Raw genomic sequence first — 14045 nt, forward strand, 5'->3', positions numbered from 1 at the left:
TGAACATGATAAATTAATAAAAAATCCTGCCTTGTGTGATCTCGGGGCAGGATTTTTTGGGTGTTCAAGGAAATGAATTTTTGTCGCCGGGATGCGCTTGCACCTGCTTTCGATAGGCAGTTGGTGATTGTTTGTAAAAACGCTTAAATTGCCTTGAAAAGTAGAGGGCATCCGGTAACCCGACCGAAGCAGAAACCTGTTCCACAGATAACTCGGGTCTTTCTCGCAGCAGTTGTCTTGATTTATCGATTCTTAGTTTGAGCAGGTAGGTTACAGGAGAGAATCCCGTTTCTTTTTTGAAAATACGAGAGAGGTAGGCCCGATTATACCCAAGACTGGAACACATTTGTTCTATAGAGATGGGATGAGCATACTGCGTCGACATGTACTGGATCATTTGCTTGACTGTTCCTCCGACTCTTGCATCCACAAGTGGCAATGCCGATTCTAAAAGAAGCCGTTCTTTAGCTAGAGCGAAAACAAGATACAAGCATCCTAAGGAGGTAAGGTGAGAACTCTCTTTTTTCTCGTAAAAGGCCTCTTGCATCGATCCGAGGAGCTTCGAGAATTGTTCTTGTTCTCCTGCAGATGACACGGGCAAGTCTAATGTGAATCCAGTATATCGTACTTGTTCATCGGCTTCTGTCCCTGTAAAAGCAATCCACCGATAACGCCAAGGTTCTTTCTCATCAGATACATAGCTTACGAGCTGAGAAGGATGAATAAGAAACAGATCCCCTTTTTTTAAATGGTAGGTGTGATGTTCCGTCTTATAGATCCCTTTTCCAGACTCAATGTAATGAAGAAGGTAGTAATCATAAATTTTAGGCCCAAGTGCATGACTTGGCTTGGTTTGACTTTCTCCTGCAAACAGAACGTGCAAAGAACTATTCTCGTAAGAAACTGGATTAGAAGCTATAGAATACGTATATGAAATTTCGTTTTGCATCATGGGAATGGGCTCTCCCTTATGGATTTATCTAGTTATTGATATAAGGATTATACCATAAAAAACAGGGTGAACACGCCCTGAATACCAATGTTTTCCATGTATAGTTTTATTTGAAGGTCACATTTGTCCATATATAAAACACATCACTACATTACCATGTGTAACGCTTTCAAGTATACTAAACCTATAAATCAAAACAACTTATACAAGAGGTGATATACCCGTGAACGTGCAAAATCTTACAGCTTCTTTTATTAACCAGTACGGTAACAGCTCTTCTGACATTCGTGTATTTTATGCTCCGGGACGTGTAAATCTGATCGGTGAACATATTGATTATAACGGCGGTTATGTACTGCCAGCAGCACTTGAATTTGGTACAACTTTGCTCATTCGCGAGCGTGATGATGACGAAATTCACTTTTTCTCTACCAATATTCCTTATACAGCGTCTGTTAAAGTAGGTGAAATTGGTGCTTCCAAGACAGAAGAGTGGATCGATTATCCAGTGGGTGTCATGGTTGAATTGAAAAAAGCAGGAACTCCCGTAACAAAAGGATATGACCTGTTATTCCATGGCGAAATTCCGAATGGAGCAGGATTGTCTTCTTCCGCTTCGCTAGAAGTTCTTACTGGATTTGCACTGCTAACGATGGAAGGCGGTAAGATCGATACGGTAGAACTTTCCCTTCTTTCTCAACGTGCGGAGAACCAGTATGTTGGAGTAAACAGCGGTATTATGGATCAGTTTGCGGTTGCAAACGGGGCAAAAGATCATGCGATTTTGCTAATGTGCGATACGCTGGAATACAAACATGTTCCTTTCCAAACCGGCTCTTACAAGCTCGTTATTGGTAACACGAACAAACGCCGGGGATTGGTAGATTCCGCATATAACGAACGCCGCGAACAATGTGATCGTTCTCTTTCCATTCTGAAAGAACATGTACCGTCACTCGAGTATCTTGCTGAGCTGAAGCCAGAACAATATGAGCAGCTCGAAGTACATCTTGGAGAACAAGTACTGAAAAACCGGACTAGACACGTTGTAGAAGAAAATGCACGTGTACTTGCTTCTGTTGAAGCACTCCGTGCGAACGACCTTACGACATTCGGTCAACTGATGAACGCTTCTCATGACTCCCTTCGTGATTTGTATGAAGTAAGCTGTACAGAACTCGACGTCATGGTAGAAGAAGCACGTAAGATTCCAGGAACACTCGGTGCTAGAATGACAGGTGCAGGATTTGGCGGATGTACGGTATCTCTTGTACATGAAGATGATGTAGAGCGTTTTGTTAAGGAAGTAGGAACTGCCTATAAAGAGCGTACAGGTCTTGAAGGCGAATTCTATGTATGTGGTGTTGGCGATGGAGTTAAAGAATGGGACGGGGAGGAATAAAAAATGGCGATTTTAGTTACAGGTGGAGCAGGATATATTGGATCTCATACGGTGGCGGCACTCCTTGAACGCGGAGAAGAAGTAGTCGTAGTGGATAACTTACAGACAGGGCACCGTGAAGCGATACTTGGTGGAGCTTTTTACGAAGGCGACTTGCGAGACAAAGCATTTTTGGATCAGGTGTTTGCGGAGAATAAGATTGAAGCAGTTATCCATTTTGCAGCGAATTCACTGGTTGGTGAAAGCATGCAGAATCCGGCAAAATATTATGACAATAACGTATTTGGTACATTAACTCTTCTTGAAGCAATGAATAACGCAGGGGTTAGCAAAATCGTATTCTCTTCCACAGCTGCTACCTACGGCGAGCCGGAGAAAGTACCGATTGAAGAAACAGATCGTACCGAACCTACGAATGTATATGGTGAGACGAAGCTCATGATGGAACGCATGATGTCTTGGTTTGATAAAGTACTCGGCATTAAGTATGTATCCCTTCGTTACTTTAATGCAGCAGGTGCTCATAAGGATGGGAAAATTGGGGAAGATCATCAGCCGGAAAGCCATCTGATCCCGTTGGTACTGCAAACTGCACTTGGACAACGCAAACAAATTGCTATTTTCGGTGATGATTATAAAACGGAAGACGGTACTTGTATTCGTGACTACATCCATGTGAGCGATCTGGCAGATGCGCATTTGCGGGCTGTAGATTATCTTCGCAAGGGCGAAGAAAGCAATGTATTCAACTTAGGAAACGGCACAGGATTCAGTGTTAAAGAAGTAATCGAAACTGCGAAAAAAGTGACAGGCCTTGAAATTCCAGTTGTCATGGAACCACGCAGAGCAGGAGATCCAGCAGTCCTTGTAGCTTCTTCATCAAAAGCTCGTTCTGTTCTCGGGTGGGAACCTAAATATACGAATCTAGAAGACGTGATCGCGAGCGCATGGGGCTGGCACCAGTCTCATCCGGAAGGTTATAGTACGAACAAAAAAGGAGAGTAAGTCAATGTCTGATATGAATATGAACGCCGGTGCAGGAACAACTAAAGAAATTTCACAGTCCTTATCAGCTGCAGAAGAAGCGCTTCATGCCATTGAAAGGCTGGTATTGTTTGCTCACAGACACACCCTTATAGAAGATGCAGATGTAGATTACAGCCGCAATCAGCTGCTTAGCTTGTTTCAATTCGATGAGCCTTTTGCAGGAGAGGTAGATAAGTCCGAACTTTCCGGACCGCAGCCTGTTCTCGATATTCTGATTGATTATGGTGCCCAGATTGGACTGATCCCAGAGAATACGGATACCTATCGTGATTTGCTCGATGCTCAGATCATGGGTCTTCTTATGGCCCGTCCATCTGAGGTAATTCGAGAGTTCCGTGAGAATGAGTCGAAATCAGGAATTCAGGCGGCTACGGATCGTTTCTACCAACTGTCAATTGATTCTAATTATATTCGGATGGAACGAGTTAAGAAGAATGTGTACTGGAAACAGTCTACAGAGTATGGCGACATGGAGATTACAATCAATCTATCCAAGCCGGAAAAAAGTCCGAAAGAGATTGCAATGGCAAAACTTTTGCCACCTCCTGTTTATCCAAAATGTCAGTTATGCCGGGAGAATGTAGGCTATCGGGGCCGGATTAACCATCCAGCTCGTCAGAATCTCAGAACGATTCCGTTAACTATGAATCAAGAAAAATGGTTGTTCCAGTACTCACCGTATGTGTATTACAACGAACACTGTATCGTGTTCCATCATGATCATGTACCGATGAAACTGACTAAGGATACCCTTCGCCGTTTGCTGGGGTTTGTTGATCAGTATCCGCATTATTTTATTGGATCCAATGCTGATCTTCCCATCGTTGGCGGAAGTATTCTAACGCACGATCACTTCCAGGGAGGACGTCATACATTCCCAATTCAGAAGGCCGTACAGGAAGCTGTATTTACGAGTGAAAAAGCTCCAGAAGTGAAGCTTAGTCTTGTGAAATGGCCTATGTCTGTGCTTCGTCTGACGTCCGAAAGTCCTGATGCGCTTCTTGAAACAGGAAATGAAATTTACGAGGCGTGGAAGGAATACAGTGATGCTACAGTTGATATCTTGTCACATACAGAGGGAAGCGGAGAACGGATACCTCATAACACGGTAACTCCTATTGTTCGCCGTACAGAAGATGGGCAGTATGAAATGGATTTAGTACTGCGTAATAACCGTACGAGCAGCGAGTATCCAGACGGAATCTTCCATCCGCATCCAGAGATGCATCACCTTAAAAAAGAGAACATCGGCCTAATCGAAGTTATGGGACTAGCTATTTTGCCAGGTCGTTTAAAAGAAGAACTTGATCTCATTGCAGACATGCTAGCAGGAAATCATGAACTTAGACAAGAAACGGTAAGCAATGAGCAATCTGTCCTTTATAAACACAGAGTATGGATTGATGAGCTTGCAGATAAATATGGAACCTCCTTATCCAAGGAGGAAGCAGTGGGTAAGGTTCAAGAAGAAGCGGGTATTAAATTTGCTAAGATTCTCGAACATGCCGGCGTATTTAAACGGGATGAAGCAGGTAAAGCCGCATTCCGGCGTTTTGTACAACATGTTGGTTTTACAGAACTAAACTAACCATAAAGCACACCTTCGATCGAGGGTGTGCTTTATTCTAATGTTACTTTAAATCTAGTATTCTTTCGTTTGAAAGGTCTATAAATTTGTTTTACTATACTTTGGCAATTATAATGAGAGAACGTCATTATAATATAGGCGCTATTCTTTTAAACCAATCTGGAGGCGATTCTCACGATGAGATCATTTCAATTTTATAATCCAACCCGTCTAATTTTCGGGAAAGGACAGTTAGAAGCTTTAAAAACAGAAGTACCGAAATACGGAAAAAAAGTTCTGCTTGTATATGGCGGAGGAAGTATAAAGCGTAACGGTCTTTATGATCAGGTCCTTTCATTTCTTAACGAAATTGGGGCAGAAGTACATGAATTGTCTGGTGTGGAACCAAACCCGCGCTTGTCCACTGTTCATCAAGGAGTAGAGATTTGTAAAAATAAAGGAATTGACTTAATTCTTGCTGTTGGCGGCGGCAGTGTAATTGACTGTTCAAAAGCCATCGCAGCAGGCGCGAAGTATGATGGAGATATGTGGGATTTCTGCAAACGCACAGCAATGCCTCAAGATGCTTTGCCACTCGCAACAGTGCTGACAATGGCTGCAACAGGTTCAGAAATGAACAGCGGGTCTGTTATTACAAATCAGGATACTCAGGAAAAACTGGGCTGGGGAAGCCCATTCGTCTTCCCGGTATTCTCCATTCTTGATCCGGAACATACGTACTCTGTACCTCTAGATCAAACGGTATATGGAATGGTTGATATGATGTCTCATGTACTGGAGCATTACTTCCATTTGGATCCAAACACTCCGGTTCAGCTTGGATTTTGTGAGACGCTACTTCGCACGGTGATGGAAGCTGCGCCAAAACTGATCAATGATCTTGAAAATTACGAACTGCGTGAAACGATTCTATACTGTGGTACGATGGCTCTAAACAGTATGGTAAGTATGGGACTTGCAGGAGACTGGGCGACCCACAACATCGAGCATGCGGTATCTGCGGTATATGATATCCCTCATGGCGGTGGACTTGCGATCTTGTTCCCGAACTGGATGAAACATAACCTTTATGTGGATGTAGCTCGATTCAAACGCTTAGCAATTAATGTATTCGAAGTGAATCCAGAAGGCAAAAGCGATGAGCAAATTGCCCTTGAAGGAATTGAAGCACTTCGCGCATTCTGGACTTCCATTGGAGCGCCAAGCCGCTTAGCTGATTATGATATTGACGACAGCCAAATTGATACAATGGCAGATAAAGCAATGGTATTCGGCCCATTCGGTAACTTTAACAAACTGCAACGTGAAGATGTTGTGGCAATCTACAAAGCTTCATTGTAATTAGCAATTGTATATATAATAGGTATAACCAAAAGCCCTTTGCAGGTGTTTACTCTGCGAAGGGCTTTTTAATTAGCTTTCCCATGGTTTCAAAATATTGAAACATTTTCCTGATTCATACGTATTAATTTACATGTGCTAAGGAGACGAGAGGGGGTGGAACATGGAAACTTTATACTGGTCTTGTCTGATTGGAGGAGCGCTTTTCGCAGTTATCGGCGTTTTATTTGGGGATTTGCTGGATGGCTTGTTTGAAGGTGTTGCTGAATTTCCGGGTTTTGATTTTTTAAATACAACGGTCATTGCAAGTGTGATTACGATCTTTGGTGGAGCGGGAATCATGCTCTCCAAGTACACAGAGCTTGATACGGCAGGGCATCTTTTTCTTTCTTTGCTCATTGGACTGCTAGGCGGCGTACTTGTGTTTTTTGCCTACATAAAGCCAGCACGCAATAGTGAGATGTCCACAGGCTTTTCCATAAAAGAGCTGACAGGCAAGATGGGTGAAATTACAGTTCCTGTTCCAGAAAAGGGATATGGAGAGGTGATGATTAAGCTGGTAAGCGGAAATACGGTACATACCGCAACTAGTTTTGAAGCCAAACCTATTCTTGCCGGAACCCAAGTCGTTGTTGTCGAGGTCGCTGATGGAGTTCTTCAAGTGGCTGAACTGGATTATTAAAATTGATTATGAATAGGGAGAGATGAGTATGCCAGATGTGTTCGTAGTTCCTGCTATTGTTGTAGGTGTGATTCTTGTATTAGGTATTGCTTTTTGGGCCAGGTACAAAACAGTTGGGCCGGATGAGGCCATGATCGTAACAGGTTCTTTTTTAGGGAACAAATACATCTCAGATGATGACAGCGGACGAAAAATTAAAATTGTTCGAGGTGGCGGTACGTTTATATGGCCGGTATTCCAGCAATCCGAATTTATCTCTTTATTATCTCACAAGCTTGATGTAATGACTCCAGAAGTATATACAGAGCAAGGAGTTCCTGTTATTGCGGATGGTGTAGCTATTATCAAAGTAGGAAGTTCAATTGAAGATGTAGCAACTGCAGCAGAGCAGTTCATTGGGAAACCAGTAGAAGCCCTAAGAGGCGAGGCACAGGAAGTGCTTGAAGGACATCTTCGAGCCATTCTTGGTACGATGACCGTAGAAGAAGTGTACCGTAACCGGGACCGTTTTGCTCAAGAAGTGCAAGGGGTAGCGGCAAGAGACCTCAAAAAAATGGGTCTTAGCATTGTGTCATTCACGATTAAAGATGTACGTGACAAACATGGTTACTTGGATGCTCTTGGTAAACCTCGTATTGCTATGGTGAAAAGGGATGCTGAAATTGCCGAAGCTGAAGCAGTACGGGATGCGAGAATTCAAAAAGCAAATGCAGAAGAGCAGGGGCAAAAAGCAGAACTTTTAAGGGATACGAACATTGCAGAAGCTGCTAAAGAAAAAGAATTGAAAGTCGCTTCCTTTAAGAAAGATCAAGATACAGCCAAAGCAGAAGCAGATCAGGCTTATCATATACAAGAAGCACGTGCAAAACAGACGATGGTTGAAGAGCAAATGAAAGTTGAACTCGTACGTAAAGAACGTGAAATTGATTTGCAAGCAAAAGAAATTATGGTTCGTGAGAAACAATACGATGCAGAAGTGAAGAAAAAGGCCGAAGCCGATCGTTATGCAGTTGAACAGGCAGCGGAAGCTGATAGAACAAAAAGAATGCGTGAAGCAGAAGCACTTCAGTATTCGATCGAAACTCAAGCAAAGGCAACATCAGAGCAAAAAAGACTCGAAGGTCAAGCGATGGCGGATGCAGAACTCGCGAAAGGTACTGCGGATGCAGAAGTTATTCGTCTACGCGGTTTAGCAGAAGCCGAAGCAAAAGAGAAATTGGCCGAAGCCTTCCAAAAATTTGGAGAAGCAGCGGTACTCGATATTATTGTGAAAATGCTGCCTGAACTTGCCGGTAAAATTGCAGAACCAATTTCTTCTATTGATAAGTTAACCGTGGTAGATACGGGTAAAGGTGAGGGCGCTGCACGCGTAAGTAATTATGTGACAGAACTGATGGCGACTGCACCGGAAATGCTTAAGAGTGTATCCGGCATTGACGTAGAGCAACTTATCCAAGGTTTCACTAAAAAACTGAGTAAAGAAGAGCCGGCAACAATAGAAAAAATCAACATTCCTGTTGAAGTTGCAGCGACCAAAGATTCAATCTAAGGAATTACCTGTTTTATTAGCTTTGTTTACAAAGATCTACATTTGACCTCTGCCTCATAATTTGTTACTTTTAGCAGTATGCCTTATCTGAATTTACTGTGCGGATGTTACAAGAATTATGGGGCAAAAGAGGTGCAAAAGTGAACCTGAAAGTGGCAAAAGTACTGAACAATAACGTTATTATTGGAACCCATCCAGAACACGAGGAAGTTGTTGTTATCGGTAAGGGGATTGGTTTTCATCGCAAGTCTGGAGATATCATCCCGCTTCAAACGGTAGAGAAGATGTTTATTTTAACCAATCAGGAAGAACAAGAGCAGTACAAACAACTCATTCCGCGAGTGAGTGAAAAACTAATAGAGACAATAAACGATATTATTTTATATATAACAAGTGAGAGTAATGTGAAGCTAAATGAACATATTCACATTGCTCTAACGGATCATATTGCATTTGCACTGAAACGGATGGAACAAGGTATTGTATTGCACAATCCTTTTTTGTATGAGACTAAGGAAATTTATCCTGTGGAATACCGTTTAGCATCGTATGCCATAAATCTGATCAAGGAACGGCTTGGTGTAGATTTAGGAGAAGAAGAAGTAGGATTCGTCGCTCTCCATATCTACAGTGCAATGACGAATCAGAACCTAAGCGAAGTGCAGCAACATTCTAAATTAATTGCCGATCTTGTATCTATCGTGGAAGATAAACTTGATTATCAAATTCCTAGACATTCCTTAGATTATTCTAGGCTTGTTACACATTTAAGGTTTGCAATTGAACGGATTAAGCGCGGAGAAGAAGTGGCTGAGGTTCAAAAACTGGATTCTCTCCTAAGTAAAGAATATCCAGAGATGTACTCCCTTTCATGGACATTAACGAAAGTTATGGAAAAACGTATGAAGCACGCGGTGTATGCAGCAGAAGTCAGCTATCTCGCGTTACACTTGCAACGACTGTCACAAAAAAAAGAACAGGAATCAAAAAAATGAATTTTTTTGTTGAAAAGGCTTGCACTCTTTTTTAGATGGTGCTATTATGTAGTCCTTGACAAGCTTAACAACTTAATACTTACAACGTGTTACTGATACGATCAGGCATGAGTTGAGAAAAGTATGATTGATGAAGACCATAATGGGGCAAGATAACCCATAGGTCGAACAAGAATACTCTATTAACTCATGCTTTTTTTGCGTTTTCAATTAACACTATGTGGATTTTACAGAAGGAGTGACGAAAATGTTCAAAAAGCTTTTCGGCGTGTTGCAGCGTGTCGGTAAAGCGGTCATGCTTCCGGTAGCGATCTTGCCGGCAGCCGGTTTGCTTCTAGGGATTGGTAACTTGTTAGTCAATCCAGACTTTCTGCAGTACGTACCTGTCCTTGAAGCACACTGGGTACAGGTGATTGCCAATGTTCTTATGAACTCAGGGCAAATCGTATTTGATAACTTATCCTTACTGTTTGCCGTTGGGGTTGCAGTAGGTCTTGCTGGAGGAGACGGGGTTGCCGGGCTCGCAGCAATTATTGGTTATCTCATCATGAATGTAACGATGGGAACAGTACTGGGTGTAAACGATTATGTATTATCACAACAAGGTGCTGCTTATGCTAGTGTACTAGGTATTCCTACCTTACAGACTGGGGTATTTGGCGGTATTATAATCGGGGTCTTGGCTGCGGCGATGTATAATAAGTTTTTCAAAATTGAACTTCCGTCGTACTTGGGATTCTTTGCAGGTAAGCGTTTTGTACCTATTGCTACTGCTGCGTTTTCATTATTAATCGGATTGGTTCTTACGCTCGTATGGCCGCCGATTCAAAATGGACTAAACTTTGTGTCTCAGAGCATGATTAGTTCGAACGAGACATTGTCAGCATTCATTTTCGGTACCATCGAACGCTCATTGATTCCTTTTGGTCTTCATCATATTTTCTATTCTCCGTTCTGGTTTGAATTTGGAGAATATATCAACCAAGCAGGTGAAGTGGTTCGTGGTGACCAGCGTATATTTATGGCTCAACTTCGTGATGGAGTTGAATTCACAGCAGGTACGTTTACTACCGGTAAATATCCGTTCATGATGTTCGGACTTCCTGCAGCAGCGCTGGCGATCTATCACACAGCTAAACCAGAGAACAAAAAAGTGGTTGGTTCCCTGATGGTATCCGGTGCTCTTACCGCGTTTCTAACAGGTATTACAGAACCACTTGAATTCTCTTTCTTGTTTGTTGCACCACTTTTGTTTGCAGTCCATGCTGTATTTGCTGGTCTGTCCTTTATGGTAATGCAAATCCTGGGCGTTAAGATCGGGATGACTTTCTCGGGCGGTTTAATTGACTACATCTTGTTCGGGGTTATTCCTAACCGTACGCCATGGTATCTTGTTATTGTCGTGGGTCTTGTATTTGCGGTAATATATTACTTCGGTTTCCGTTTTGTTATTACGAAATTCAATCTCAAAACACCGGGCCGTGAAGAAAAAGTCATTGAAACAGGTTCGACAGGTGCAGGTTCTAAAGACGAATTGCCTCATCAAATCTTGAAAGCATTTGGCGGTTCGGATAATATTAAACACCTGGATGCATGTATCACCAGACTTCGTATTGAAGTTAAAGATAAATCGACAGTTGATAAGAATCGTCTAAAAGATTTAGGCGCTTCGGGTGTTCTTGAAGTGGGTAATAATGTACAAGCTATTTTCGGTACACGTTCAGACACAATCAAGTCGCAAATGAAAGATATTATGGATGGCCGTACTCCTGCGGCACCGGAAGTTGATCCAGAACCAGAGGTAGAACAAGCTCAAGGTGAGTCTGGTGAAGCAATTATCCCTGAGCAAATTGTAATGCCTGCTAATGGTGAACTTCTGGACATTACGCAAGTACCTGACCCTGTTTTCTCTGAGAAAATGACAGGTGATGGTTTTGCCTTCCTGCCACATGAGAATACGATTCATTCTCCGGTTAACGGAAAAGTGTTTAATGTATTCCCTAGTAAGCACGCAATCGGTATTTTGTCCGATGGTGGAAAAGAAGTACTTGTTCATATTGGGGTTAACACGGTTAAACTTAAAGGACAAGGATTCAAAGTGTTGGTTGAAGAAGGCGATATCGTATCCGCTGGTCAACCAATTATGGAAGTAGATGTGGAATATGTGAAAGCAAATGCACCATCTATTATTTCCCCGGTAATTTTCTCTAATCTGCCTGAAGGTTCTGTGGTTAAGTTGGAAAAATCAGGTGTACAAAAGGCTGGAGAAGAAAAAATTATCACAATTCATTAAAAATTTTGAGGTTCACAACCATTAAAAAAAAGGTAATATGTATTACGTGATTTTATGGTTGAAATGAAATCCAAACTAAAATAACAGAAAGTGGGATGAATCCATATGCAACAATCATTCAGAATTACAGACGAAGACGGTATCCATGCACGTCCAGCAACAGCGCTGGTAAACACAGCTAACAAATTCAAAGGTGCAGAATCTTTCGCAGAAGCAAAAGGTAAAAAAGTAACTTTGAAATCCATCTTGGGTGTACTTTCCCTTGGTCTTGAAAAAGGTGATGAAATCAGCATCATCGTTAACGGTGAAGGCGAAGCAGAAGCACTTCAAGCTTTGACTGATGTTATGGTTAACGAAGGGTTGGGCGAAATTAATGCCTAATGTTTCCGGGATTGCTGCTTCGGCTGGTATTGCCATTGCCCGAGCGTTTATCTTGGAGCACCCTGATTACTCTGTAGAGAAACGCTCGATTAACGACGTAGACGCAGAGATTGCTAAACTAGAGGCGGCTTTGGAGAAATCCAGAGCCGAGCTCGAAGCAATCAAAGAAAAAACGTTACAGGAACTTGGGGAGAAAAAAGCTGAGATCTTTGCATCTCATCTTTTGATCTTGGATGACCCTGAACTTATTGATCCAGTAAAATCCAAAATCGCTGATGAAAAAGTAAACGCTGAGTTTGCTTTGGATGAAACAGCAACAACATTTATTCAAATGTTTGAAAATATGAAGAGTGCTTATCTTCAAGAACGTGCTGCTGATATGCGTGACGTTACCAAACGTGTGCTTGGTCACTTGCTTGGTCTTACAGTTGTGAATCCAGCAGAGATTGATGAAGAAGTGATCGTTCTTGCTGAAGATTTAACTCCTTCGGATACAGCACAACTCAACCGCAAATATGTTCTTGGTTTTGCAACGAACATTGGCGGACGTACTTCTCACTCTGCGATTATGGCAAGATCTCTTGAAATTCCTGCTGTTGTAGGAACGAAAGACATTCTTACACAAGCTAAGAGCGGCGATCTGATCATCGTAGACGGATTAGACGGAGTAGTTCTTGTTAACCCAGACGATTCCGTGGTAGAAGAATATAAATCCAAACAAACAGCTTATGCTGCTCAGGTTGAAGAGTGGAGAAAACTTCGCGATGAGCCGACTGTAACGGTTGATGGTGTTCATGTCGAGCTTGCTGCTAACATTGGAACTCCTAATGATGTAGCAGGTGTGCTTGATAACGGCGGAGAAGGCGTAGGTTTGTATCGTACAGAATTCCTTTATATGGGACGCGATAAGCTTCCTTCCGAGGATGTACAATACAATGCATACAAAACGGTTCTTGAAAAAATGGAAGGCAAACCCGTTGTTGTTCGTACACTCGATATCGGTGGCGATAAAGAACTTCCATACCTTGATCTTCCAAAAGAAATGAATCCTTTCCTTGGCTTCCGTGCAATTCGCCTCTGTCTGGATCGTCAGGATATCTTCCGTACGCAGCTACGCGCATTGCTGCGGGCAAGTGTCCATGGGAACCTAAAAATCATGTTCCCGATGATCGCAACATTGGGTGAATTCCGTGAAGCAAAAGCAGTTCTTCTCGAAGAGAAGGAGAAGCTTGTGAAGGAAGGTATCGAAGTTGCGGATAAGATTGAGCTCGGTATCATGGTTGAGATTCCTTCAACTGCGGTATTAGCGGATCAATTTGCTAAAGAAGTGGACTTCTTCAGTATCGGAACGAACGATCTGATTCAGTACACAATGGCAGCAGACCGCATGAATGAGCGTGTATCTTACTTGTATCAACCATATAACCCATCCATCCTTCGTTTGATCAAAATGGTCATTGATGCATCGCATCGTGAAGGTAAATGGACGGGAATGTGCGGTGAGATGGCAGGAGATACAACAGCTATTCCGCTTCTTCTCGGCCTCGGTCTTGATGAATTCAGCATGAGCGCAACTTCTATTCTTCCTGCTCGCAGTCAGCTAACTAAGCTGTCTCAAGCAGAGATGAAAGAACTTGCAGCAAAAGCGCTGGATATGCAAACCGCAGAACAAGTCGTTGAACTTGTTCGCAGTATCGGACAATAGTTTTCAAGACCTCTATCATTTTCCAATGAAATTCATAACTGCTTTTGCAGTAACTACGGTATTCGCTTTATGCGGATACCGTTTTTTTTTATAGAACCGAGTGAAGCAGG

11 protein-coding genes are annotated in these 14045 nt (G+C 42.4%); 10 read left to right on the forward strand and 1 reads right to left on the reverse strand.

Annotated elements, in window-relative coordinates:
* Window positions 1–64: 64 nt before the first annotated feature.
* Window positions 65–952, reverse strand: coding sequence for an AraC family transcriptional regulator (locus H9647_RS05270; protein WP_225229106.1), 888 nt, complete (start codon window positions 950–952; stop codon window positions 65–67).
* Window positions 953–1175: 223 nt separating this feature from the next.
* On the opposite strand from H9647_RS05270, the gene H9647_RS05275 reads away from it, so the two are divergent.
* The 10 genes from H9647_RS05275 to ptsP all read left to right on the forward strand — a co-directional run bounded on the left by H9647_RS05275 (window position 1176) and on the right by ptsP (window position 13935).
* Window positions 1176–2354: a galactokinase gene (locus tag H9647_RS05275; protein ID WP_191798731.1), complete on the forward strand. Its 1179-nt coding sequence runs from the start codon at window positions 1176–1178 to the stop codon at window positions 2352–2354.
* Between the two features lie 3 nt (window positions 2355–2357).
* Window positions 2358–3359, forward strand: a complete 1002-nt coding sequence (galE, locus tag H9647_RS05280; RefSeq protein ID WP_191798732.1) for a UDP-glucose 4-epimerase GalE — start codon at window positions 2358–2360, stop codon at window positions 3357–3359.
* A gap of 4 nt (window positions 3360–3363) precedes the next feature.
* Window positions 3364–4989, forward strand: coding sequence for a UDP-glucose--hexose-1-phosphate uridylyltransferase (locus H9647_RS05285; protein WP_191798733.1), 1626 nt, complete (start codon window positions 3364–3366; stop codon window positions 4987–4989).
* A 177-nt stretch (window positions 4990–5166) separates the two neighbouring features.
* Window positions 5167–6330 (forward strand): iron-containing alcohol dehydrogenase, encoded by a 1164-nt coding sequence (locus H9647_RS05290; protein ID WP_191798734.1) that lies wholly within the window; start codon window positions 5167–5169, stop codon window positions 6328–6330.
* Window positions 6331–6493: 163 nt separating this feature from the next.
* Window positions 6494–7012 carry a protease gene (locus H9647_RS05295; protein ID WP_191798735.1) on the forward strand — a complete coding sequence of 173 codons (519 nt, stop codon included), beginning with the start codon at window positions 6494–6496 and terminating at the stop codon, window positions 7010–7012.
* 28 nt (window positions 7013–7040) lie between these two features.
* Window positions 7041–8561: a flotillin family protein gene (locus tag H9647_RS05300; RefSeq protein ID WP_191798736.1), complete on the forward strand. Its 1521-nt coding sequence runs from the start codon at window positions 7041–7043 to the stop codon at window positions 8559–8561.
* Between the two features lie 140 nt (window positions 8562–8701).
* Window positions 8702–9556, forward strand: a complete 855-nt coding sequence (glcT, locus tag H9647_RS05305; protein WP_318245266.1) for a glucose PTS transporter transcription antiterminator GlcT — start codon at window positions 8702–8704, stop codon at window positions 9554–9556.
* Between the two features lie 247 nt (window positions 9557–9803).
* Entirely contained in the window at window positions 9804–11849 is a 2046-nt protein-coding gene (gene ptsG / locus H9647_RS05310; RefSeq protein ID WP_191798738.1) for a glucose-specific PTS transporter subunit IIBC, read from the forward strand.
* A gap of 105 nt (window positions 11850–11954) precedes the next feature.
* Window positions 11955–12230 carry an HPr family phosphocarrier protein gene (locus tag H9647_RS05315; RefSeq protein ID WP_160034496.1) on the forward strand — a complete coding sequence of 92 codons (276 nt, stop codon included), beginning with the start codon at window positions 11955–11957 and terminating at the stop codon, window positions 12228–12230.
* Entirely contained in the window at window positions 12223–13935 is a 1713-nt protein-coding gene (gene ptsP, locus H9647_RS05320; protein ID WP_191799420.1) for a phosphoenolpyruvate--protein phosphotransferase, read from the forward strand. Before H9647_RS05315 ends, ptsP begins: the two co-directional genes overlap by 8 nt.
* The last annotated feature ends 110 nt before the right edge of the window (window positions 13936–14045 follow it).

This window comes from Paenibacillus gallinarum (assembly GCF_014836635.1).
In the GTDB taxonomy this organism is placed as follows: Bacteria; Bacillota; Bacilli; order Paenibacillales; family Paenibacillaceae; genus Paenibacillus; species Paenibacillus gallinarum.